The 22,480-nt window shown below is 55.3% G+C and carries 23 protein-coding genes and 1 other annotated feature; of the genes, 6 read left to right on the forward strand and 17 right to left on the reverse strand.

Annotated features, from left to right (window positions below; genetic code table 11):
* The first annotated feature begins 6 nt into the window (after positions 1-6).
* On the forward strand, positions 7-573 hold the full coding sequence (gene satP / locus AC2FAP_RS14300; RefSeq protein WP_020882542.1) for an acetate uptake transporter: 567 nt from the start codon (positions 7-9) through the stop codon (positions 571-573).
* Here satP and AC2FAP_RS14305 read toward each other — a convergent pair.
* The 3 genes from AC2FAP_RS14305 to tal all read right to left on the reverse strand — a co-directional run bounded on the left by AC2FAP_RS14305 (position 550) and on the right by tal (position 3,647).
* Entirely contained in the window at positions 550-1,872 is a 1,323-nt protein-coding gene (locus AC2FAP_RS14305; RefSeq protein WP_032681686.1) for an MFS transporter, read from the reverse strand. The genes satP and AC2FAP_RS14305 overlap by 24 nt on opposite strands.
* Before the next feature lie 122 nt (positions 1,873-1,994).
* Positions 1,995-2,582, reverse strand: coding sequence for a molybdopterin adenylyltransferase (gene mog / locus AC2FAP_RS14310; protein WP_020882540.1), 588 nt, complete (start codon positions 2,580-2,582; stop codon positions 1,995-1,997).
* Between the two features lie 111 nt (positions 2,583-2,693).
* The gene (gene tal / locus AC2FAP_RS14315) at positions 2,694-3,647 is read right to left on the reverse strand and encodes a transaldolase (RefSeq protein ID WP_257806637.1); all 954 of its coding nucleotides are present in this window, start codon (positions 3,645-3,647) and stop codon (positions 2,694-2,696) included.
* A 262-nt stretch (positions 3,648-3,909) separates the two neighbouring features.
* On the opposite strand from tal, the gene AC2FAP_RS14320 reads away from it, so the two are divergent.
* Both AC2FAP_RS14320 and yaaA read left to right on the forward strand, forming a co-directional pair.
* Complete coding sequence (locus tag AC2FAP_RS14320; protein ID WP_032681687.1) at positions 3,910-5,340, forward strand: alanine/glycine:cation symporter family protein; 1,431 nt, start codon at positions 3,910-3,912, stop codon at positions 5,338-5,340.
* 66 nt (positions 5,341-5,406) lie between these two features.
* The gene (gene yaaA, locus AC2FAP_RS14325; protein ID WP_025205476.1) at positions 5,407-6,180 is read left to right on the forward strand and encodes a peroxide stress protein YaaA; all 774 of its coding nucleotides are present in this window, start codon (positions 5,407-5,409) and stop codon (positions 6,178-6,180) included.
* A gap of 31 nt (positions 6,181-6,211) precedes the next feature.
* Here the strand turns inward: yaaA and AC2FAP_RS14330 are convergent, their stop codons facing one another.
* From AC2FAP_RS14330 to yjjY, 7 genes are all read right to left on the reverse strand, one after another.
* A complete protein-coding gene (locus AC2FAP_RS14330; RefSeq protein WP_020882537.1) occupies positions 6,212-6,511 on the reverse strand; it encodes a DUF2502 domain-containing protein in 300 nt (99 codons plus the stop codon).
* Positions 6,512-6,722: 211 nt separating this feature from the next.
* Entirely contained in the window at positions 6,723-8,009 is a 1,287-nt protein-coding gene (gene thrC / locus AC2FAP_RS14335) for a threonine synthase (RefSeq protein ID WP_020882536.1), read from the reverse strand.
* A 3-nt stretch (positions 8,010-8,012) separates the two neighbouring features.
* Entirely contained in the window at positions 8,013-8,942 is a 930-nt protein-coding gene (thrB, locus tag AC2FAP_RS14340) for a homoserine kinase (protein WP_014168558.1), read from the reverse strand.
* 1 nt (position 8,943) lies between these two features.
* Complete coding sequence (thrA, locus tag AC2FAP_RS14345; RefSeq protein WP_014168557.1) at positions 8,944-11,406, reverse strand: bifunctional aspartate kinase/homoserine dehydrogenase I; 2,463 nt, start codon at positions 11,404-11,406, stop codon at positions 8,944-8,946.
* A 24-nt stretch (positions 11,407-11,430) separates the two neighbouring features.
* Positions 11,431-11,548, reverse strand: a sequence feature (Thr leader region).
* A complete protein-coding gene (thrL, locus tag AC2FAP_RS14350; protein WP_015572623.1) occupies positions 11,487-11,555 on the reverse strand; it encodes a thr operon leader peptide in 69 nt (22 codons plus the stop codon). (Overlaps the previous feature by 62 nt.)
* A gap of 211 nt (positions 11,556-11,766) precedes the next feature.
* Positions 11,767-12,453: a tRNA/rRNA methyltransferase gene (locus tag AC2FAP_RS14355; RefSeq protein ID WP_032679596.1), complete on the reverse strand. Its 687-nt coding sequence runs from the start codon at positions 12,451-12,453 to the stop codon at positions 11,767-11,769.
* Positions 12,454-12,852: 399 nt separating this feature from the next.
* Positions 12,853-12,993: a YjjY family protein gene (gene yjjY, locus AC2FAP_RS14360; protein ID WP_001541509.1), complete on the reverse strand. Its 141-nt coding sequence runs from the start codon at positions 12,991-12,993 to the stop codon at positions 12,853-12,855.
* A gap of 95 nt (positions 12,994-13,088) precedes the next feature.
* On the opposite strand from yjjY, the gene arcA reads away from it, so the two are divergent.
* Entirely contained in the window at positions 13,089-13,805 is a 717-nt protein-coding gene (gene arcA / locus AC2FAP_RS14365; protein WP_003856501.1) for a two-component system response regulator ArcA, read from the forward strand.
* A 43-nt stretch (positions 13,806-13,848) separates the two neighbouring features.
* On the opposite strand, the gene creD is transcribed toward arcA, so the two are convergent.
* The 4 genes from creD to creA are packed head-to-tail and all read right to left on the reverse strand — an operon-like array spanning position 13,849 to position 17,856.
* The gene (gene creD, locus AC2FAP_RS14370; RefSeq protein ID WP_485452953.1) at positions 13,849-15,201 is read right to left on the reverse strand and encodes a cell envelope integrity protein CreD; all 1,353 of its coding nucleotides are present in this window, start codon (positions 15,199-15,201) and stop codon (positions 13,849-13,851) included.
* Between the two features lie 56 nt (positions 15,202-15,257).
* Positions 15,258-16,682, reverse strand: a complete 1,425-nt coding sequence (gene creC / locus AC2FAP_RS14375) for a two-component system sensor histidine kinase CreC (RefSeq protein WP_257806647.1) — start codon at positions 16,680-16,682, stop codon at positions 15,258-15,260.
* The gene (gene creB, locus AC2FAP_RS14380; RefSeq protein ID WP_014168553.1) at positions 16,682-17,371 is read right to left on the reverse strand and encodes a two-component system response regulator CreB; all 690 of its coding nucleotides are present in this window, start codon (positions 17,369-17,371) and stop codon (positions 16,682-16,684) included. The genes creC and creB overlap by 1 nt, the downstream gene beginning before the upstream one ends.
* Before the next feature lie 14 nt (positions 17,372-17,385).
* Positions 17,386-17,856, reverse strand: a complete 471-nt coding sequence (creA, locus tag AC2FAP_RS14385) for a protein CreA (RefSeq protein WP_014168552.1) — start codon at positions 17,854-17,856, stop codon at positions 17,386-17,388.
* A 211-nt stretch (positions 17,857-18,067) separates the two neighbouring features.
* On the opposite strand from creA, the gene robA reads away from it, so the two are divergent.
* On the forward strand, positions 18,068-18,937 hold the full coding sequence (robA, locus tag AC2FAP_RS14390) for an MDR efflux pump AcrAB transcriptional activator RobA (protein WP_014168551.1): 870 nt from the start codon (positions 18,068-18,070) through the stop codon (positions 18,935-18,937).
* Here robA and gpmB read toward each other — a convergent pair.
* On the reverse strand, positions 18,934-19,581 hold the full coding sequence (gene gpmB, locus AC2FAP_RS14395) for a 2,3-diphosphoglycerate-dependent phosphoglycerate mutase GpmB (RefSeq protein ID WP_014168550.1): 648 nt from the start codon (positions 19,579-19,581) through the stop codon (positions 18,934-18,936). The two genes, robA and gpmB, sit on opposite strands and share 4 nt — an antisense overlap.
* A 50-nt stretch (positions 19,582-19,631) precedes the next feature.
* On the opposite strand from gpmB, the gene yjjX reads away from it, so the two are divergent.
* Positions 19,632-20,147 carry an inosine/xanthosine triphosphatase gene (gene yjjX, locus AC2FAP_RS14400; RefSeq protein ID WP_014168549.1) on the forward strand — a complete coding sequence of 172 codons (516 nt, stop codon included), beginning with the start codon at positions 19,632-19,634 and terminating at the stop codon, positions 20,145-20,147.
* Here the strand turns inward: yjjX and trpR are convergent.
* Both trpR and sltY read right to left on the reverse strand, forming a co-directional pair.
* Complete coding sequence (trpR, locus tag AC2FAP_RS14405; RefSeq protein WP_020885267.1) at positions 20,138-20,467, reverse strand: trp operon repressor; 330 nt, start codon at positions 20,465-20,467, stop codon at positions 20,138-20,140. The genes yjjX and trpR overlap by 10 nt on opposite strands.
* A 54-nt stretch (positions 20,468-20,521) precedes the next feature.
* Positions 20,522-22,459, reverse strand: a complete 1,938-nt coding sequence (gene sltY / locus AC2FAP_RS14410) for a murein transglycosylase (RefSeq protein ID WP_257806649.1) — start codon at positions 22,457-22,459, stop codon at positions 20,522-20,524.
* Positions 22,460-22,480 lie beyond the last annotated feature (21 nt).

Here is a 22,480-nt window from a genome sequence, read left to right on the forward strand (position 1 = left end):
GGACTTATGGGCAACACTAAGTTGGCTAATCCGGCTCCGCTGGGCCTGATGGGTTTTGGCATGACCACTATCCTGCTGAACCTGCACAACATCGGGATGTTCCCGATGGATGGCATTATCCTGGCGATGGGCATTTTTTACGGCGGTATCGCGCAAATCTTCGCGGGCCTGCTGGAATATAAGAAAGGCAACACCTTCGGCTTAACCGCATTCACCTCTTATGGTTCTTTCTGGCTGACCCTAGTCGCGATCCTGCTGATGCCTAAAATGGGCCTGGCAGACGCGGCAAACGCACATTTCCTGGGCGTTTACCTTGGTCTGTGGGGCGTCTTCACGCTGTTTATGTTCTTCGGCACCCTGAAAGGCAACCGCGCACTGCAGTTTGTTTTCCTGAGCCTGACCGTGCTGTTCGCCCTGCTGGCGATCGGCCACCTCGTGGATAATGAAAGCATCGTGCATATTGCCGGCTGGATTGGTCTGGTGTGCGGCGCAAGCGCTATCTACCTGGCAATGGGTGAAGTGCTGAACGAGCAGTTTGACCGCACCATCCTACCGATTGGTGAAAAACACTGATCCATCTGTCGTGTCCGCCTCGCGGGCACGACATCCCTGTTTCTGCCGAAGCCAAATGCCTAATACCAGCCCCATCACCGACAGCGCGAGCACATACCAGGCGGGAGCCATCGGGGATACTCCCATCAACACCGTGACCGCAATCGGCGTCAGCCCGCCAAAGATGGCGTAAGAGACGTTATAAGAGAAAGAGATCCCGGTGAAGCGGACCTCTGGCGGAAAAGCTCGCACCATCACATACGGCACTGCACCGACAACCCCCACGCACAGCCCGACCGTACCGTAGAGCAGGAACAGCTGTTCAGGATGGCTGCCTGCCAGGTGGTAAAACGCCCAGCTCGACGCAGCCAGCAGCAGACTGCCGATGATGAAAGTCAGGCCGGCACCGATACGATCAACGGCCAGCCCCGCGGCCAGACAGCCAAAGCAGAGCATAATGGTGGCGATACTGTTTGCCTGCAACGTTACCGCCGGCGCAAAACCGTACTGCTTTTGCAGCCATACCGGAGACATCAAGATAACGACCACGATGCCCGCCGACAGCAGCCAGGTGAGCAGCATCGACACCACAACCGCGCTCCGGTGGCGCACCACCACGGCTTTTACCGGCAACTCCTGTGCCAGCGCCTTGCGCTGCTGCATCTCAAGGAAAATAGGTGTCTCCTGCAGCCAGCGGCGAAGATACATCGCCACCAGGCCAAACGCCCCGCCGAGCAGGAACGGTACGCGCCATCCCCAGTCGTGAACCGCCTGTTGCGTCATGCTGGTATTCACGATAGTGGCCACCACTGAACCGAGGAGGATACCGACAGTCAGCCCCGCCGTTAAGGTCCCACAGGCGATGCCGATGCGGCGCGCCGGCACATGCTCCGCCACAAACACCCAGGCCCCCGGCACTTCGCCGCCAATCGCCGCGCCCTGAAGAATGCGCATCAGCAACAGCAGCAGCGGAGCAACAATGCCCATTGAGGCGTAAGTGGGCAGCAGACCAATGGCCAGCGTCGGCACGGCCATCAGTAAAATGCTGAGCGTGAACATCTTCTTACGCCCGACCAGGTCACCAAAGTGGGCCATCACAATGCCACCCAGCGGTCGTGCCAGATACCCGGCGGCAAAAATGCCGAAGGTTTGCACCTGGCGCAACCACTCCGGGATATCTGCCGGGAAGAAAAGCTCCCCCACCACGGCGGCGAAGAAGACGAAGATGATAAAGTCGTAAAACTCCAGCGCACCGCCTAAGGCCGCGAGCGTGAGGGTTTTATAGTCCTGTCGATTCAGAGGTCGAGTGTTATGTGACATAGCGAACCATTTGGCTTGTATTGTGGATTTATTTTTACAGCAAACGTAAAGAAAAAATTACTATACCGTAAAACCCTTACCACGCTACCGTCACTTCAGCTAATGTCACATATTGATTAATTTCAGGAGATTGTCTCGCGACGAGCGTTTTTCGGACGAAAAGCTGCTACCACTTTCTCATCGGTTTCTACATACGGACCGTCAAGTAACTGTATACAATACGGTACACTTGCAAAAATCCCGTGCACGATCACGCTGCCATCTTCCGCTTTCAGTCCTTCAAGCGTCTCTTTGATGGACTTCGGCTGGCCCGGCAAATTCAGAATCAATGCCTGCTTGCGGATCACCCCGACCTGACGGGAGAGGATCGCCGTCGGGACAAAGTGTAGACTGATCTGGCGCATCTGCTCACCGAAGCCAGGCATCTCACGATCGGCAACCGCCAGCGTGGCATCCGGAGTGACGTCCCGGCGCGCAGGCCCGGTGCCTCCCGTGGTCAATACCAGGTGGCAGCTCATCTCATCCACCAGCTCACAGAGTGTCTGTTCGATAATTGGCTGTTCGTCAGGGATCAGGCGGGTCTGGATCTCAAAGGGGGTTGTCAACGCACTGCCCAGCCATTCTTCCAGCGCGGGGATGCCTTTATCCTGATAAACACCGCTGGAGGCGCGGTCAGAAATCGACACTAAGCCGATGCGTAAGGTATTCATATCCATTCCATTCAAAAAAGTACTGATTAAAGGGAATGATACACGCAGAGGGGAAATTCAGACAGAGTACGAAAGAAGTAGCGTGACCGGGAACCCGGTCACGCAGAATGATTACAGCAGGTCGCCGATCATTTTTTCCAGTTTTTCCTGGTCGATAGCAAACTTACGGATACCGTCCGCCAGTTTATCTACAGCCATTGGATCCTGGTTATGCTGCCACAGGAACTCAGATTCAGTGATGCGCTCCGGACGCGCTTTCACTTCACCGATGTAGGACAGTTTACGCTCGATAGCACCTTCGCTTTCAGCCAGCTCTTTCAGCAGTGCCGGGGCGATGGTCAGGCGGTCACAGCCAGCCAGTTCGATGATTTCACCTACGTTACGGAAGCTTGCGCCCATCACCACAGTCTCATAACCGTGCTGTTTGTAGTATTCGTAGATTTCGGTCACGGAAACGACGCCTGGATCTTCAGATGCCGCGTACTCTTTCTTATCCGTGTTGGCTTTGTACCAGTCCAGAATACGGCCAACGAATGGAGAAATCAGGTATACGCCGGCTTCCGCACATGCACGCGCCTGTGCGAAGGAGAACAGCAGCGTCAGGTTACAGTTGATACCGTCTTTTTCCAGCTGTTCAGCTGCACGAATACCCTGCCAGGTTGACGCCAGTTTGATCAGGATGCGGTCATTGCTGATGCCGGCATCGTTGTACATTTTGATCAGACGTTTTGCTTTGGCGATAGACGCTTCGGTGTCGTAGGAGAGACGTGCGTCAACTTCGGTAGAGATGCGGCCAGGAACCAGTTTCAGAATTTCCAGACCAATGTTCACGGCCAGTTTATCAGTGGCATCAACAACCTGCTGCGCGCGGTCGTTGCTCTGTGCTTTCGCCCAGGTCACTGCGTCGTCAATCAGTTTGCGATACTCAGGGATCTGTGCGGCGTTAAGGATCAGAGAAGGGTTGGTGGTGGCATCCTGCGGCTGGTACAGCTTCATTGCCGCGATATCTCCGGTGTCAGCTACGACAGTGGTGAACTGACGAAGGGAGGTCAATTTATCCGTCATGATAGTGTTTCTCTTTTAACGTGCCCTGGATAATTCACGCTACCGACAGCATGCCTGCAGCGGAAAAATGACAGGTTTACTTGTTAGGGGGATGTAACCGGTCTGCCCTGATGATAACACGACGGAGGGGTAGCGCAACCGCAGACAGTGCGCTTAGACAGAGTATGATAAACTCAGAATATTAACAGGCTGCTAAGTAACAGCATGTCCAATCAGTGGTAGCGCTTACATATTCATTTTGGCATCAACAAGAGGGACGTTAATGCCTGATTTCCTTTTCTTTATTAATGAAGTCCTTTGGGGTTCGATAATGATATACCTGCTGCTGGGTGCAGGTATTTGGTTTACGCTACGCAGCGGGTTTATCCAGTTTCGTTATATTCGCAAATTTGGCAGAAGTCTGAAAAACAGCGTCACGCCCCAGCCAGGCGGATTAACCTCTTTCCAGGCCCTCTGCACCAGCATTGCCGCACGCCTCGGCAGCGGTAATATGGCGGGGGTGGCACTGGCCATCAGCGCCGGTGGCCCGGGCGCCGTTTTCTGGATGTGGGTCACGGCGCTTATCGGGATGGCCACCTCCTTTGCCGAGAGCGCCCTCGCCCAACTCTACAAAGAAAAAGATAAAAACGGACAGTTTCGCGGCGGCCCGGCCTGGTACATGGCGCGTGGCTTAGGAATGCGCTGGATGGGCGTGCTGTTTTCGCTGTTTTTACTGCTCGCGTACGGTCTGATTTTCAATACCGTTCAGGCGAATTCTGTCGCCCATGCCTTGCGCTATGCCTTTGCGTGTCCGGAGTGGATCACCGGGCTTGTTTTAGCCCTCTGTATCCTGCTGACCATTTCGACCGGCCTAAAAGGTGTCGCCCGCCTGATGCAGTGGCTGGTGCCGGTCATGGCGCTGCTGTGGGTTGCCGCCAGCCTGTTCGTCGCCGCACGGCATATCGAGCAGGTGCCAGAAGTGATTGCAACCATCTTCAAAAGCGCATTTGGCTGGCGTGAGGCGGCATCGGGCGCACTGGGCTATACGTTCAGCCAGGCGCTGATGTCGGGCTTTCAGCGCGGAATGTTCTCCAATGAAGCCGGTATGGGATCAACGCCCAATGCCGCAGCCGCCGCCGCGTCCTGGCCGCCTCACCCGGCGGCACAAGGCATTGTTCAGATGATTGGCGTTTTTACGGACACCATTATTATCTGTTCCGCCAGCGCCATGATCCTGCTGCTGGCCGGGCCGGTACCTCACTCATCGGAAACAGCCGGCATACAACTGCTTCAGCAGGCACTGGTGAATCTGACGGGCGGCTGGGGAGCCGGGTTTGTCTCGCTCATCCTGCTGTTATTCGCCTTCAGCTCGATTGTTGTGAATTACCTCTACGCCGAAAATAACCTTATTTTCCTGAAAGTGGACTCCCGCCGTATGATCACGCTGCTGCGCCTCGGGGTGATACTGATGGTGTTAGCAGGTTCGCTGCTTAGCATGCCGCTGGTCTGGCAACTGGCGGATGTCTTTATGGCGCTCATGGCCATCACTAACCTGACGGCGATCCTGCTGCTCTCACCCGTGGTTACGCTTATCGCACGGGACTATCTTCGTCAGCGCAAACTGGGCGTACCGCCGGTCTTTGATGCCTCGCGTTATCCCGACATCCAGGCGCAAATTGCGCCCGGCACCTGGGATGATTTGCCACGGCAATAACAGCTATCGATCAATTGAGGGCGATTTTTTGCTAAAGTCGCTCTAAATTTCCTGCAAGGACTGGATATGCTGATTCTGATTTCACCTGCTAAAACGCTCGATTACCAGAGCCCGCTCGCCACCGAGCGCTATACCCAGCCTGAACTGCTGGACTATTCGCAACAGCTGATTCACGTCGCGCGTAAGCTCTCTGCGCCACAAATTGCCTCGCTGATGAGTATCAGCGACAAACTGGCGGATCTTAACGCGACCCGTTTCCACGAGTGGCACCCGGACTTCACGCCGAACAACGCCCGCCAGGCGCTTCTGGCGTTTAAAGGTGATGTGTATACCGGCCTGCAGGCGGAAGATTTTAGCGAAGCCGATTTCGACTTCGCCCAGCAGCATCTGCGCATGTTATCAGGTCTTTACGGCGTGCTGCGCCCGTTGGACCTGATGCAGCCATATCGTCTGGAGATGGGTATCCGCCTGGAAAACCCTAAAGGCAAAGATCTGTACCATTTCTGGGGCGATATCATCACCGACAAACTGAACGCTGCGCTGCGTGCTCAGGGCGATAATGTGGTGATCAATCTGGCCTCCGATGAATACTACAAATCGGTGAAGCCGAAAAAGCTGGATGCGGAAATTATCAAGCCCGTTTTCCTCGATGAGAAAAACGGCAAGTTCAAGGTCATCAGCTTCTACGCCAAAAAAGCGCGTGGGCTGATGAGCCGCTACATCATTCAGAACCGCCTGACGAAGCCGGAGCAACTGACCGGCTTCAACAGCGAAGGCTACTTCTTCGATGAAGAAGCGTCGGGAAAAGGCGAACTGGTGTTTAAGCGCCACGAGCAGTAAAACAAACCCCGCCAGATGGCGGGGTTTTGCATTAATGGTGTTTCCAGTCCGGGCCAGGACGCGGGTCGTCGTGACGATCGTGATGGTGGTCATCATGATGACGATCGTGATGCTCGTCATGTGGGCGCCAGTGATTATCGCGCCAGTCATAGTGAGCCTTCCACCAGTCATGGTCGCGCCAGCGGCCACCATCCCAGTAGTGACCACGATTATCCTGATCGCCAATCTGCAGTTTTACCGCAGGGACGAGGGTGATTTCAGAGGCCTGAACCGCCATCGGAGCGACCAGCATCATTGAAAGCACCAGCAGAGCAGGTTTCAGTTTAGACATAGGTGACTCCTTATTCATTTACCCGATGTGGGCCGATGTAAGGAGAATACGTGAGGAGGACGGGGGATGTTATTCTCTGCAATCCTAATCGCTAAGTGACCGCATTTATTGGGAATTTCTGCTTTTTTACTGCTATTTTTCTCCTTAATTTCTCCATAAAAAAAGCCGGGTAAGTTTGACCTTACCCGGCCTGCATAGGAGGACAGAACCGTTATCCGCGCGTCATCATCAACTTACGCAGCGCGGCGAAATCCGCGGGCAGTTCATGCGAAAGCAGCGGCAGGTCCGCACGCTCGGCCAGCTCTTTTGGCAGCGGCAGCGTTTCACCCAGAATCACTTCCACGCTCTCTTTGAACTTCGCCGGATGAGCCGTTCCCAGGAACAGGCCATACTCCCCCGGATTCAGCTGATCGCGCAGCGCACGGTAAGCGATCGCCGCATGCGGTTCAGAGGTGTACCCCACCGCTTTTAGCTCACGCAGGGTGGCTTTGGTGGTCTCATCCGTCACCGCGGCGTAACCCAGATCGCCCAGACGCCAGACCTTACGGCGGAACAGCTCTTCCACACGCGGCCAGTTGTTCGGCTGGCTTACGTCCATCGCATTCGAAAGCGTCGCCTGCGTGGCGTTCGGCGCCCATTTACCGTCTTTCAGGAAGCGCGGCACGGTGTCGTTGGCGTTGGTGGCGGCGATAAAGCGTTTTACCGGCAGACCGAGCGATTTCGCCAGCAGGCCCGCCGTCAGGTCACCAAAGTTGCCGCTTGGTACGGAGACGACCAGCTGATTGCGCGCCTCCTGTGGCAGCTGTGCAACCGCTTCGAAGTAGTAGCAGATCTGCGCCAGCAGACGGCTGATGTTAATGGAGTTCGCCGAGTTCAGACCCAGCGCCACTTTCAGCTCTTCGTCATCGAAGGCCTGCTTGACCAGCGCCTGACAGGCATCGAAATCGCCGTCAATCGCCACGGTTTCAATGTTGCCCCCGAGCGTACAGAACAGTTTTTCCTGCAGCGGACTGATTTTGCCTTTCGGGTAGAGGATCACCACGCGAACGTTCTTCAGACCGTAGAACGCATGGGCAACGGCCGCACCGGTATCACCGGAGGTCGCTGTCAGAATCGTTACCGGTTTGTCGCCGCTGATGTGGGTCAGCATCTGCGCCATAAAGCGGCCACCGAAGTCTTTAAACGCCAGGGTTGGACCGTGGAACAGCTCAAGGCAGCCGACATCCGGCTCAACCTGCTTAACCGGTGCCGGGAAAGCGAACGCTGCACGCACGCGCTCTTCCAGCAGCTCCTGCGGGATTTCATCGCCGATAAAGGCAGAGAGAATTTTAGTGCTGCGGGTGACAAAATCCTGCTTCAGCAGTTCATCAATGTCGGTCAGCTGAAATTCCGGCAGGTCATGGGGGAAGAACAGCCCCTGATTTTTGCCCAGTCCCTGAGTCACCGCCTGCGCGAAGCTGACCTGCTCGTTATGATCTTTAAGGTTGTAGAGTTTCATTCGTTATCCCAGTACTCGTGCGCCAGCCGTGTCCAGACGGCAAATATGAACAAAGCCTTCCTGATTTTGCAGGTAGTGTTTAGAGAGCCAGTCCGCCACGCGCTGCGCCGTGTCTGGCTTATCGCACAGGGCGAACAGCGTCGGGCCGGAGCCGGAGATACCGCACGCCAGTGCGCCGGTATCCATTGACGCCTGTCGCGCCTCGTTAAAGCCAGGCAGCAGCTTAGTGCGGTACGGCTCGGCGATAACGTCTTTCATTAATTTTGCTGCCAGCTGCGGCTGACGGGTGTAGCAGGCGTGAATAAAGCCGGCCAGATGACGTCCGTGAGCGATACAGTCCTGACGACGATACTGCGCAGGCAGGATCGCACGCGCTTCAGCGGTGGATACCTTAATGCCGGGATAGGCCAGCACCCACAGCCACTCATCAAACCCTGGCACCTGCTGGCTGATGATGCCATTTTCTTCAATCATCAGCTGCATACCGCCGAGGAAGCAGGGGGCGACGTTGTCATAATGAATGCTGCCGGAGATGCGCCCTTCCAGCTCGCCCATTAACCCGAGCAGACGGTTATTATTCAGTGGCTTGCCGCAGTGCTCATTCATGGCCACCAGTCCGGCGACCACGGAGCAGGCGCTGGAACCCAGACCAGAGCCAATCGGCATACTTTTTTCCAGCGTCATGGCGACCGGCACATTTTTGCCAATCTCCTGACAGAACCGCTCCCAGCACTGATAAACGATATTCTCGCGCGGGTCTGTCGGCAGTTTGCTGGCGAAGCGGCCCACGTTATTCAGGCTAAAGCTCTCTGCCGCTTCAACCGTTACCGTATCGCCCAGCAGCGAACCATCCACCGGCGTCACCGCCGCACCCAGCACATCAAATCCGACGCTCATATTGGCGCTGGAAGCCGGGGCATAAACTTTCACCATGTTAAACTCCTAACTTCCATGACAGGGTACGCAGCAAATCGGCAAATACACCCGCCGCGGTAACATCATTCCCTGCGCCATAGCCGCGAAGCACCAGCGGCAGTGGCTGATAATAGTGGCTGTAAAACGCGAGGGCGTTTTCGCCGTTTTTTACTTTGAACAGCGGGTCGTTGCCATCCACTTCAGCAATCTTCACGCGGCACATACCATCGTCTTCAATATTGCCAACATAGCGCAATACCTTACCTTCATCACGGGCTTTCGCAACGCGTGCGGCAAAGGCGTCGTCTAGCTGCGCTAAATTGGCCATAAAGGTGTTCACGTCACCGCTGTCGTCAAACCCGGCAGGCAGAACAGGCTCAATCACGATATCGGAAAGCTCCAGCTCACGGCCCGTTTCACGCACCAGTATGAGCAACTTACGCGCCACATCCATACCGGAGAGATCGTCTCGCGGATCCGGCTCGGTGTACCCCAGTTCACGCGCGGCACGGGTCGCTTCCGACAGGCTCATGCCCTCATCCAGCTTGCCGAAGATAAACGACAGCGAGCCGGAAAGAATGCCGGAGAAACGCTGCAGTTCATCCCCCGCGTTCAGCAGGTTTTGCAGGTTCTCGATCACCGGCAGGCCCGCGCCCACGTTGGTGTCGTAGAGGAACTTACGCCGTGACTTGCTCGCCGCCAGACGCAGCTGGTGATAGTAATCCATCGACGAGGTGTTGGCCTTTTTGTTTGGCGTCACCACGTGGAAACCTTCGCGCAGGAAATCGGCGTACTGATCGGCCACCGCCTGGTTCGAGGTACAGTCGACAATGACCGGGTTAAGCAGGTGATACTCTTTCACCAGACGGATTAACCGGCCCAGATTAAAGGGCTCTTTGGCATCATTCAGCTCAGCCTGCCAGTTTTCCAGGTTCAGGCCATGAACGTTGGTCAGCAGCGCTTTTGAGTTCGCGATACCGCACACGCGCAGATCAATGTGCTTTTTCTTCAACCACTCCTGCTGACGCTTCACCTGCTCCAGCAGCGCGCCACCCACACCGCCCACGCCAATCAGGAACAGCTCGATCACCTGATCGGTGTTGAACAGCATCTGATGAACCACGCGAACGCCGGTTGTCGCATCGTCGTTGTCAACGACCACCGAGATTGAACGCTCAGATGACCCCTGGGCAATGGCCACAATGTTGATGTTGGCCCTGGCCAGCGCGGCAAAGAATTTGGCCGAGATACCGCGCAGCGTACGCATACCGTCGCCCACCACCGAGATAACCGCCAGGCGTTCCTGGATAGAAAGCGGCTCCAGCAGCTCTTCTTTCAGCTCAAGGTAAAACTCTTCTTCCAGCGCACGACGGGCGCGCAGGCAATCCCCCTGCGGTACGCAGAAGCTGATGCTGTATTCAGAAGAGGACTGAGTGATCAGCACAACCGAGATACCGTTGCGGGACATGGCCGCGAAAACGCGAGCCGCCATACCGACCATGCCTTTCATTCCCGGGCCGGAAACGCTGAACATGGCCATATTGTTCAGGTTAGAAATGCCTTTCACCGGCAGGCCGTCTTCATCGGTACTGGCACCAATCAGCGTGCCCGGCGCTTGCGGGTTACCGGTGTTTTTAATCAGGCAAGGGATCTGGAACTGGGCAATGGGAGAGATGGTGCGAGGGTGAAGAACTTTAGCGCCGAAGTAGGAAAGCTCCATCGCTTCCTGGTATGACATCGACTTCAGCAGCCTGGCGTCCGGCACCTGGCGCGGATCGCAGGTGTATACACCGTCGACGTCAGTCCAGATCTCACAACAGTCGGCGCGCAAACAGGCTGCCAGCACGGCAGCAGAGTAGTCGGAGCCGTTACGGCCCAGTACGACAAGTTCACCCTTCTCGTTTCCGGCGGTGAAGCCCGCCATCAGGATCATATGGTCAGACGGAATTTTGCTCGCGGCAATGCGACGGGTTGATTCGGCTATATCAACGGTAGACTCGAGGTAGTGACCCACTGCCAGCAGTTTTTCAACGGGATCGATAACCGACACATTGTGGCCACGCGCTTCCAGCAGGCCCGCCATGATGGCAATCGACAATTTTTCACCACGGCAGATTAACGCCGCGTTGATGCTGTCCGGGCACTGACCTAAAAGGCTGATACCGTGCAGCACGTGTTTGATTTGGGCGAACTCTTGCTCAACAAAGGATTTCAGCTGGGCGAGCGGGAAACCCGGCTGCGCCTCCGCCAGTCCCTGCAGCAGCTCAGCGAAGATACGCTCGGCGTCGCTCAAGTTCGGGAGTGCATCCTGGCCACCGATGGTCTTTTCAATCATCGCCACCAGGTGGTTGGTGATTTTTGCCGGGGCAGAGAGCACGGTCGCGACCTGCCCCTGCCTGGCGTTGCTCTCCAGGATATCGGCAACACGCAGAAAACGTTCTGCATTTGCCACTGATGTACCGCCGAACTTCAACACTCGCATGGTTCTACCTCGTTTCCTTTAGCCGAAAAAAAAGCCCGCACTGTTTGGGTGCGGGCTTTTTTCTGTTTTTCCTGTACGCGTCAGCCCGCATCATTTCCTGTGGTAATGATGATGGTTGTTGTAATGGTGGTGATGCTGATGCGTTTCATGGATGTTGTGTACTCTGTCATTATTATCTGTCTGTGCTGTATTCTTTTAGGGTTAAAGGATTGGGCACCTTAAGTCAATGAATTTTTAATTTGATCACAATTCGGGACGCTCTTACGTCCCGCTGCTTGCAGATTTATTTTCATCCGATTCCCCCAGATGCACCCCACCCAGACAGACGGATACGCCATAGTAAAAACTTATGACAGCATTTTACTCGGCCAATTTTTTTTCAATATCATGCAGCAAACGGTGCAACATTGCCGTGTCTCGCTGCTCAAGACGCCCAAGTCGCTGATGCAGCCAGTCCGCCATTTTTTGATCTTCCGCGACACCGAGTTGTAATAACAGATGGTCAACGCGAGCGCGCAGCGCGGCCAGCTGGTTTTCATCTGCCCCTTCAGCCTGGGGTTGAGGAATTTGTATTAGGGAGGCTAATTGATAGCAATACACCATTACCGCCTGGCCTAAATTCAGCGACGGATAATCCGCCACCATCGGCGCACCGGTCAGGACGTCCGCCAACGCCAGCTCCTCGTTCGTCAGACCGGAATCTTCCCGCCCAAAGACCAGCGCGGCCTTCGTCAGCCACTGGCTTTTCTCCGTTAACATCGGCACCAGTTCCGCCGGCGTGGCGTAATAGTGGAACTTTGCCCGGCTGCGTGCCGTGGTCGCCACGGTAAAGGAAATGTCGTGCAGCGCAGCGGCGAGCGTGTCGTAAGTGGTTATATTATCGAGAATATCTCCTGAACCGTGCGCCACCCAACGGGCCGCGGGCTCGAGGTGCGCCTGGCTGTCCACGATGCGAAGATCGGTAAACCCCATGGTCTTCATGGCACGCGCCGCAGCGCCTATATTTTCGGCTCTGGCTGGGGCGACCAGTACAATCGACAGATGCATTTATGCTCTCTTTTTAATCAGTTAGCGGGTAAAAATGTGATGCACTTCAACATATTACGCGGCGCGAATTTACAAAAATGCAACACAAATCACCGAAATAGCGTTTCAGAACAAATTAAAAACGCTAAACTATTTTGTGGCTGAACAATCAGTTAGAATGTTAACAGAAGGCTATTATCCTTATGTTTTATAATGGTAATGACCTCATGAATACTCATTTCTGATTGGATTCGTATCGTTTATAAATCAAGGTACGCAACTAGTTGGTTTATTGAAAAATTGTGACAAAGGCTAGCATTCGGCTACGATGATTTCATCAAACTGTTAACGTGCTACAATTGAACTTGATATATGTCAACGAAGCGTAGTTTTATTGGGTGTCTGGTGTCACTTAGCCTGTTATGTTGCTGTTAAAATGGTTAGGATGACAGCCGTTTTTGACACTGTCGGGTCCAAAGGGAAAGTACCCACGACCAAGCTAATGATGTTGTTGACGTTGATGGAAAGTGCATCAAGAACGCAATTACGTACTTTAGTCACGTTAGGCCGGTCATGTTAATTTGCGACATGCATCAGGCAGGTCAGGGACTTTTGTACTTCCTGTTTCGATTTAGTTGGCAATTTAGGTAGCAAACATGCAGACCCCGCACATTCTTATCGTTGAAGACGAGTTGGTAACACGCAACACGTTAAAGAGCATTTTCGAAGCAGAAGGCTACGATGTCTTTGAAGCGACCGATGGCGCAGAGATGCATCAGATCCTTTCTGAAAATGATATCAACCTGGTGATCATGGATATCAACCTGCCGGGCAAAAACGGCCTTCTTCTGGCGCGCGAACTGCGTGAACAGGCGAACGTCGCGTTAATGTTCCTGACAGGCCGTGATAACGAAGTTGATAAAATCCTTGGCCTGGAAATCGGTGCGGATGACTACATCACTAAACCGTTTAATCCACGCGAGTTAACCATTCGTGCACGCAACCTGCTGTCCCGCACCATGAACCTGGGCACGGTCAGCGAAGAGCGTCGTAGCGTAGACAGCTACAAGTTCAACGGCTGGGAACTTGATATCAATAGCCGTTCACTGATTAGCCCGAACGGTGAGCAGTATAAACTGCCGCGCAGTGAATTCCGCGCGATGCTGCACTTCTGTGAAAATCCGGGCAAAATTCAGTCCCGTGCAGAACTGCTGAAGAAAATGACCGGCCGTGAGCTGAAGCCGCACGACCGTACCGTAGACGTGACCATCCGTCGTATCCGTAAACATTTCGAATCTACGCCTGATACGCCGGAAATTATCGCCACTATTCACGGTGAAGGTTATCGTTTCTGCGGCGACCTGCAGGAGTAATCCGGCAACTGAAGTAAAAAAAACGGCGCTTTCGCGCCGTTTTTTATTTCCAGACTCGCATCGTATCCGCATCAGGTTCAACGGGGGGGACGGGACGCTTCGGCTGAGAGAGTGAATACCAGTCAAGGTGACGCGTCAGGTACATGACCGCAAACAGTGCCATCGCCAGTACGGCAGCTCCCAGCAGCAACGCGCTGTCCTCAGAACGCAGCAGGAACCACATCACGACATCCAGCCCCAGCAGCGCCAGAACAAACACCCCGCTTCGCCTCCAGCTTTTCAGTACCGCCTGCAGGTACACACCATTCATCATCGCGCCGACAAGGCTTGCAATAATCCAGGCCGGCGTAAACCCGACATGCTCAGACAGGGCAAGTAAGACGAGATAGAAGAGGACCAGCGACAACCCCACCAGCAGATACTGCATTGGGTGCAGACGCAATCCGGTAAGGGTTTCGAACACGAAGAAGGCCATAAACGTCAGGGCAATCAGTAGAATAGCGTACTTGATCGCGCGGTCTGTCAGCTGGTACTGATCCGCTGGCGTGGCAACCGTCACGCTAAAGGCCGGGATTGAACTCCACTCCGGTGACTCGCCCTCGGCGAACCAGCTTTGCATGTTGTTAGCAAACCAGCTGCTCTGCCAGTTTGCCTGGAAACCAGACTCGCTAATCTGATGCTTAACAGGCAGATAGTATCCCATAAATCCCGGGTGCGGCCAGTTACTGCTCAGCGTCATTTCGCTGTTACGCCCGACCGGCACCACCGCAAAACTGCCCGTCCCCGCCAGATTAAACGACATATCAAGGGCGAGCGTTTTCGGCTCAAGGGCTTTATCACTCAGCGGAATATGAATACCGGCAAGTGTGCCATACACGCCGGTTCCCGGTTCTACGCTGAGCGCCTCACCGTTGATTTTTGCGACCTTCACCGTACCAATGCCCCGGGCATCACCCACGCCAATCACCAGGAATGGTTGCCCCAGCGTCATGGTTTCGCCCTTCAGCTGCGCCATTTTCTCCGTCGAAAACTGCGCTTTTATTTTGAGATCGGTGTTCCAGATTTGCCCGTCATAAATACCGATGCTTCTGGACTCCACGCGCTGATTTCCCTCAACGAGCAGAGGTTCCGGCAGGATAAAGTGCAGGTAGCTTTTTTTGTATTCGACCTTTTTCTCATCCTCAAGTTTGTAAAAAACCTCGGTGACAGGAATGGCAATCAGCGGTCCTACCAGCTTTTGCGGCCCGCTGGTGCTTTGGCGAAGCGAGTGTTCAACATCGTTACGGTAGCTCTCACGCTCCGAAATCAGGTTACTGACCATAAAGAGCGGGATTAACAACAGCAGAATGCACCCCAGCAGGGTGCTTACTTTCCAGAACAGGGGGGATTTCATCATTACGTCTCCTTTGTGATGTGGAGAGCGTACCGGGGCTATGTGGGGCCAGTTTGAAGTTATGTGAAGTGACGGTGAAGTGTCAGCGTGGCTTTCACGCCGCCTTCTGGCTGGTTATGCAGAGCAATGTCCCCCTGATGCAGACGCGCCACCTCCTGCACGAATGCCAGACCCAGCCCGCTGCTTTTCAAGCCGTTCTCGCGAGGGAGCGAGTAAAAACGTTCAAAAATACGCGCCATGGCATAGTCCGGTATCCCGCTTCCGCTGTCGGTCACGGTAAGCCGGACCTCGGTTGGCGTCTCCTCGGCAGCCAGCTGAAGCGTCCCGCCCTGCGGGGTAAAATCGATGGCATTATCCAGCAAATTGCCCAGCGCCTGTTCAAGCAGCTCGGGGTCGCCCTGCACCTGCAGCGAAGTGGGCTGGCAGGTCAGGATGATATTTTTCGCCGTGATAACGGCGGAGCGTGAATCCGCAAGCCGTGAAAACAGCGTGCTGACACTCACGCTCACCGGCTCTATCTCTACCCGGTTTTCAAGACGCGCCTGAGAGAGCAGTTTTTCCACCAGCGACTGCATACGCGCGTTTTGCACCAGAATATTATCGATAAACCGCGCGGCCACCGCCGGCGGCGGCTGCTCATTAAGGATCTCTGCCGCGCCGCGGATTGCCGCCAGCGGGCTTTTGAGTTCGTGAGTAAGCGCATGCACATAATGCTCGATGTAATTCTTACCCTCGAGGCGAATGCGCATATTTTCCAGCGCCTGCGCCAGCTTTCGTAACTCACTGCTGCCGGGGTTAGGCAGCGGGAGAGGCGTGTCCGTGGTCACCGCATCGGCGTAGCGCGACAATCTGCCAATGGAACGATTGATCCATCCCGCCACCAGCAGACCAATCAGCAGGGCAATGCCGAGCAGCGCCCCACCCGCCCACAGGATCCGCCGCTCGCTACGGTGAATAACCGGCGCCATGGCGCTGTTAGGTTTTCCGACCGACAGCACGCCGATAATGTTGCCCCTGTCCATCACCGGTGCGGCAACATACATCACCGTACTTTCCGGATCGTCAGGATTGCTCTGGGTGCTGCGCGCGCCATATTCCCCGCGAAGCGTCAGCCAGACGTCATTCCAGCGGGAGTAGTCTTTTCCTACCGCCAGGCCCGCCGAATCAAACACCACCTTGCCCGTGGCGTCGGTCATGTAGACGTGGTACTCGTTGCGGACTTTATGAATGCCGCCAATGTTGGCGCGAAACGGCCGCTGATGGAGCCGTGAAAAGGCCTGCGCCAGCTGGCCCTGCTGCGGATTGCCTGCGAGCAGGTCGTCTCGCCCCACTTCCGCCAGCAGGGTCGCGGTGTCAATCAGCGTGCCTTCGGTGGCTCTGCGCACGCCGGGCTTAACCTCCTGCACGAAGATAGACAGTACAAACCACGCGGCGATAGCGACAATCAGGAAATAGCCCAGCAGCAGACGCATACCAATACGCATTAATAAAGCCCCAGACTGTAACCCATCCCGCGATGGGTACTGATGGGCGAAAGCCCGTCATTGACCGCGCGCAGCTTGGCGCGCAAGGTTTTGATATGCGTATCCACGGTACGATCGAAGCTATCGCCGTCTTCGCCCCACACTTTGTCCATAAGCTGCTGGCGAGAAAAGACCCTGCCCGGCGCCTGCAGCAATGTTTTGAGCAGCAGGAATTCGTAGCGCGTGAGCGGTAAAGGCTCCCCATACCAGCTGATTCTGGCGGCGGGTTCGTTCAGTTCAAACTGCCCGATACGAACGATCTCGGCAGGGGCGGTGGATTTTTGTAACCGCCGTAGAATAGTCCTCACCCGGGCACAGACTTCACGCGGGGAGAAGGGTTTAGCGACATAATCATCCGCGCCCATCTCCAGCCCGAGCAGCTTATCCACTTCGTCACTTCGCGCCGTCAGGAACAGGATCGGCAGTGATGGATGCTGCGCCAGAAGCTGACGGCAGAGTTCAAAGCCGCTGATGTCAGGCAACCCGACATCCAGAATCGCCAGCGCGGGGACCTGCCGCCGCGCCTCTTCCAGTACCGGTAACCCACGCCCGAAAGCCTTCACCGCAAACCCCTCCTGCTGAAGCATGTAGAGAAGCGTGTCGGCGATACTGATTTCGTCCTCAACCAGCCAGACCAGAGGTTGCTGCATGATTCATCCCTGAATTAGTGCCATGGCATGATCGGCACGGCGCTGATGGCGTTTTTCGGTGAGCCTTCAACCACTTTGTCGGAATAGGCCAGATAGGCGAGCGTGTTGCGTTTGGCGTCATAAAAACGCACCACCTGCAGCTTTTTAAACACCAGCGAGGTCCGTTTCTGGAACACAACGTCGCCCTGCGCTTTGCCGTTTTTGATTTTGTCACTCAGCTCCACAGGACCGACCTGCTGGCAGGAGATTGCCGCATCGGAGGTATCTTCCGCCAGCCCAAGCCCGCCTTTAATGCCCCCGGTTTTCGCCCGACTAACGTAGCAGGTGACGTTTTTCACGTCCGGATCGTCAAACGCCTCCACCACAATCTTGTGGTCCGGGCCGAACACTTTGAAAACGGTATCGACAGAACCAATCTGTTCCGCCTGCGCGGCGTGCCCCACCGTCAACATCAGGGCAGTGAAGATCAAAGTCTTGTATTTCATATTGTTACCATTTTTAAGAATTACGCTGAGCGATTATTCAACACTGTAGACAAAAATGTAGCAAGATCACAGGATTAGAATATATTCACCCAAAACGAGGAACAAAAGGCATTAATGAGCAAAAAAAACACTGAATGCTAAAACATCAAAAAATGCTATTATCCGCTAACCTGTTATCAGGCACCTGCTGTTTTAAGGATGAGGATAGTATATGGATCAGGCTGGAATTATTCGCGACCTGCTCACCTGGCTGGAAGGTCACCTCGACCAGCCTTTGTCACTGGATAATGTGGCGGCTAAAGCAGGCTATTCCAAGTGGCATCTGCAAAGGATGTTCAAGGATGTCACCGGTCATGCTATCGGGGCCTATATCCGCGCACGTCGTCTGTCAAAATCAGCGGTGGCATTACGCCTGACCGCGCGGCCGATTCTGGATATTGCACTGCAATATCGTTTCGACTCGCAGCAAACCTTTACCCGCGCCTTTAAAAAACAGTTCTCGTTAACGCCAGCGCTCTATCGCCGCTCGCCTGACTGGAGCTCGTTTGGCATGCGTCCGCCGCTGCGTCTGGGCGAGTTTGCAATGCCGAAATATGAATTTATCACCCTGCCAGAAACGCACCTGATTGGTACGACGCAAAGCTACTCCTGTTCGCTGGAGCAGATTTCCGAATTCCGTCATCAGATGCGCGTTCAGTTCTGGCGCGACTTCCTGAGCCATGCACCGGCGATCCCGCCCATCCTGTATGGTCTCAACGAAACGCACCCAAGCCAGGAAAAAGACGACGAGCAGGAGGTGTTCTACACCACCGCGTTAACGCCAGAGCTGGCGAATGGCTATATTCAGGGTTCAAAGCCCGTGGTGCTGGAAGGCGGCGAATACGTGATGTTCGCTTATGAAGGGCTGGGAACGGGTGTACAGGAATTTATCCTGACCGTTTACGGAACCTGCATGCCAATGCTGAACCTGAATCGCCGTAAAGGTCAGGATATTGAGCGCTACTATCCGGCAAGCGATGCTAAACCGGAAGAAGGCCCAATCAATCTGCGTATGGAATTCTTAATTCCGATACGTCGTTAACGCTGAAGTTCGTCAAGTGCAGGGGCATCAAGATGCGAAATGTCCCCTGCCATCTCTACGACCCAACCTGACGCCAGCCACGCGCTTTCCTGATAGTCGATACGGGAAATAGAGCAGTTGCGCAGACGCAAACGGCGCTCTGCATACGCAGGTAACCCCAGAATCGTGCTCACCAGGCAGCCCAGCGCAATACCGTGACTCACCAGCAGCGGACGGCTCCCGGCCGGAAGCTTCAGGCATTCCGCCAGCGCGGCATGCATACGCACGCTCAGCTCCTGCATGGATTCGCCTTCCGGAATACGGCCATCTTCGGTGCCGTTGACCAGCGTGCGACGCCAGCCCTCTTCCGTTTCCGTCAGCGTATCAATATGCCGTTTTTCCAGCACGCCCATATCCAGCTCGCGCAGACGCGGCTCGATCATGACATCACAACCACAGGCATCGGCAATGATGCGCGCCGTCTGCTGTGTGCGACCTAAGTCGCTGGTGATAACATGCGTAATGCCCAGCGTTCTGGCGCGTTCTGCCACCTGCCACGCCTGCTGCACACCCTTTTCAGTAAGAGGACTGTCTGACTGGCCTTGAATACGTCGCTCGGCGTTCCACTGCGTCTCACCGTGGCGAACAAGGTATACCTGTAACATGCTTTTTTTCCGTTATACTGCGATGAGTTTTTTTTGAATCGAGCTTAATTATGCACCATGTTGTCTCTGCTACCACCAATCCTGCCAAAATTCAGGCAATTCTAAGGGCATTCGAAGAGATTTTCGGCGAAGGATCCTGCCATATTGATGCCATCGGCGTCGAGAGCGGCGTGCCTGAACAGCCGTTTGGCAGCGAGGAAACGCGCGCTGGCGCACGAAATCGCGTGGCAAACGCCAGGGCTGCCGCACCGGATGCTGACTTCTGGGTGGCAATTGAAGCGGGTATCGACGAAGGCGCGACGTTCAGCTGGGTGGTCATCGAGAACCGTGAACAGCGTGGAGAAGCGCGTTCAGCAACCCTGCCGCTGCCAAAAATCATTCTGGAAAAAGTGTCCGCGGGTGAAGCGCTCGGGCCGGTGATGTCTCAGTACACCGGCATCGATGAAATTGGCCGCAAAGAAGGCGCGATTGGCGTCTTTACCGCTGGCGCGCTGACGCGTTCAGGCGTTTACCACCAGGCGGTGATTCTGGCCCTGAGCCCGTTCCATAACGCGATTTATCGCTGAGCGCCCAGCAGCACAGACTCCAGCCACTGACGCAGCTCCACCGGCGCGGATTTCAGGCTGTTCGATCCGCGGGTGATCGTCGCGATACCCGCGCCCAGTTCATTTTTGAGCTCACGCTGGCTCATCTCACCGCGCAACAGCTCTTCGATGATCCGCACGCGTGTGCCCAGAGCTTCACGCTCATCCGGCGTCAGCATCAGCTGCAATAAAGGCAAATGCAGATCCTGGTCGTAAGACTGGCGGAGCAACTCCACAAAACGAAGCCACTCCTGATGACGTTGTTCGGCCATTGCCGAGGAATACGGGGAATGCTGGGTCATGTTATGCCGCCTGTTGTACTCATTAACGAGTACAGCATAACACAACCCGCCCCATCAGTAACGTCTCTGCCACTCAGCATCGCTCATCAGGGTATCTTTTTGTCCCATGAAATAGCGATAGTAGGCGTCATAAGCCAATACGTTCTTCACGTAGCCGCGGGTTTCCGAGAACGGAATACTTTCCACAAACGCGACGGCGTCAATGCGCCCGGCGCTGTTGCCAAGCCAGGTGCGCACGCGGCCCGGGCCTGCGTTATACGCCGCTGAGGAGAAGATGCGGTTATTGCCGAACTGCTGATAAACATACTGCAGGTAGCTGGTACCGATATTGATGTTGGTCTCCGGATCCAGCAGCTGTGACGGGCTGCTGTATCCCGGGATGTTAAACATCTTCACCGTGTGCGTCGCGGTTCCCGGCATCACCTGCATCAGGCCGCTGGCCCCGACCGGGGAACGGACTTTCGGGTTCCACGCACTCTCCTGACGGGCAATGGCCATGGCGTAGCTTTGCGGAATGTCTTTACCGCTGGTGTAGCGCTCAAACAGATCTTTATAGGCCAGCGGGAAACGCTCTTCGAGATGATCCCACAGCTTGCCGGCGATCGTTGCCTGCACGCTCAGATCCCACCAGTGGTTATCAAAGGCATAGCGGGCAAGCTGTGCCTTCTCATCGGTCGTACGGCTGGTCACCAGATTCGCCCATTCGCTACGGGCGGTATTGTCCATGTTCCAGTACATCAGCTCGCGAACGCGCGCCATTTCTGGTCCCTGAGTCAACGTCGGGTTGGCGTTAGCAGGGGCTTTATCAATGCGGAACGTGTACTCCTCACCCAGACGCTGTGCGGCCGCCATCGGGTAGAACCCACGCTGCTGCATCAGCGCATGGAGGATCTCTTTGGCTTCATCGTCACGCCCGCGCTCCATCAGCAGATCCGCCTGCCAGTAACGCCATTCGTCTTTCTCTTTGGCATCCATTGGCAGACGCGCAAGCCAGGTATTCAGCCCCCGGCGATCGCCCGTCCCCAGCGCCATACGCACGCGGCGCTCCACCAGCGACGTGGAGTTCGAACGCATAATCGCATCGTCTCGCCAGCGCGCCTGCTCGTCGGTTACATCGGTGCTCATCAGTCGCCACGCCACAATGTCGCGCAGCTCCTGAGTTTGATCTTCATTGAGCTGCTGCGCCTGCACCAGCTGCGGGATCATCAGCCGCGCATTTTCCACGTCGTCACGCGCCACGCTGGCAAAAGCCACCGCGGCCATCTGGCGGGTAAAGTCGGTCGCGCCGGTGCTGCGGGCAAAGGTCAGTACGCTGTTCGGATCGTTCGCCAGGGCGATGACGGCGGTTGAGATCGTCTGATAATCAGACGGCATTTGTCCCGCAAGCGTGGTAACCAGCCGCGTGTTTCCGGCTTTCATCGCCAGGCGAATACGTTCAAGGTACGCCAGCGGATCCTGCTTACCTGACGCACGCCATGCGCCAAAGAGGGAATCACAGGCATTTGGCTGGCTTTTTCCGGTCAACCACAGATCTTTCGCGCCCGCCCAGGCCTCTTCCTGCTGTCCGGTAACCCACTTCGCATAGTAATAGTTACACTGGGCTTCGGTGGTGTTCGGTTTTTCCGGGCTAAACGCCAGCAGCCCACGCCAGTCTTCACGACGTGCCAGCTCGTTCACAAAACGAGACTGCAGCGTCCGCGCGGGCGGCAGCGTCGGGTTCGCCTGAATAAAGTTATTCACGGTGACCGTGGGTTGATTCATGAGATCGTCAGTGATCTGCCGATACTCCAGATACGGATAGAGAGGATACGCTTTTAAGGTCGGCATCAGCGCCTGCACGGTATCCATCTGCTTATTGTCCCACGCCTGTTTAATCTGGGCGTAGCGATTACGTTGTTCATCCAGTGAATCGGCATGCACCGCCTGGCTTGCCGCCATCACGCATACGCTGGCAGCCAGCAGACGCCAGACCACCTGTTTGGCTTTTCCCACAAGCTCTTCCTCATTGTTTTT

The sequence above is a fragment of the Enterobacter cloacae complex sp. 394I7 genome (assembly GCF_057320345.1).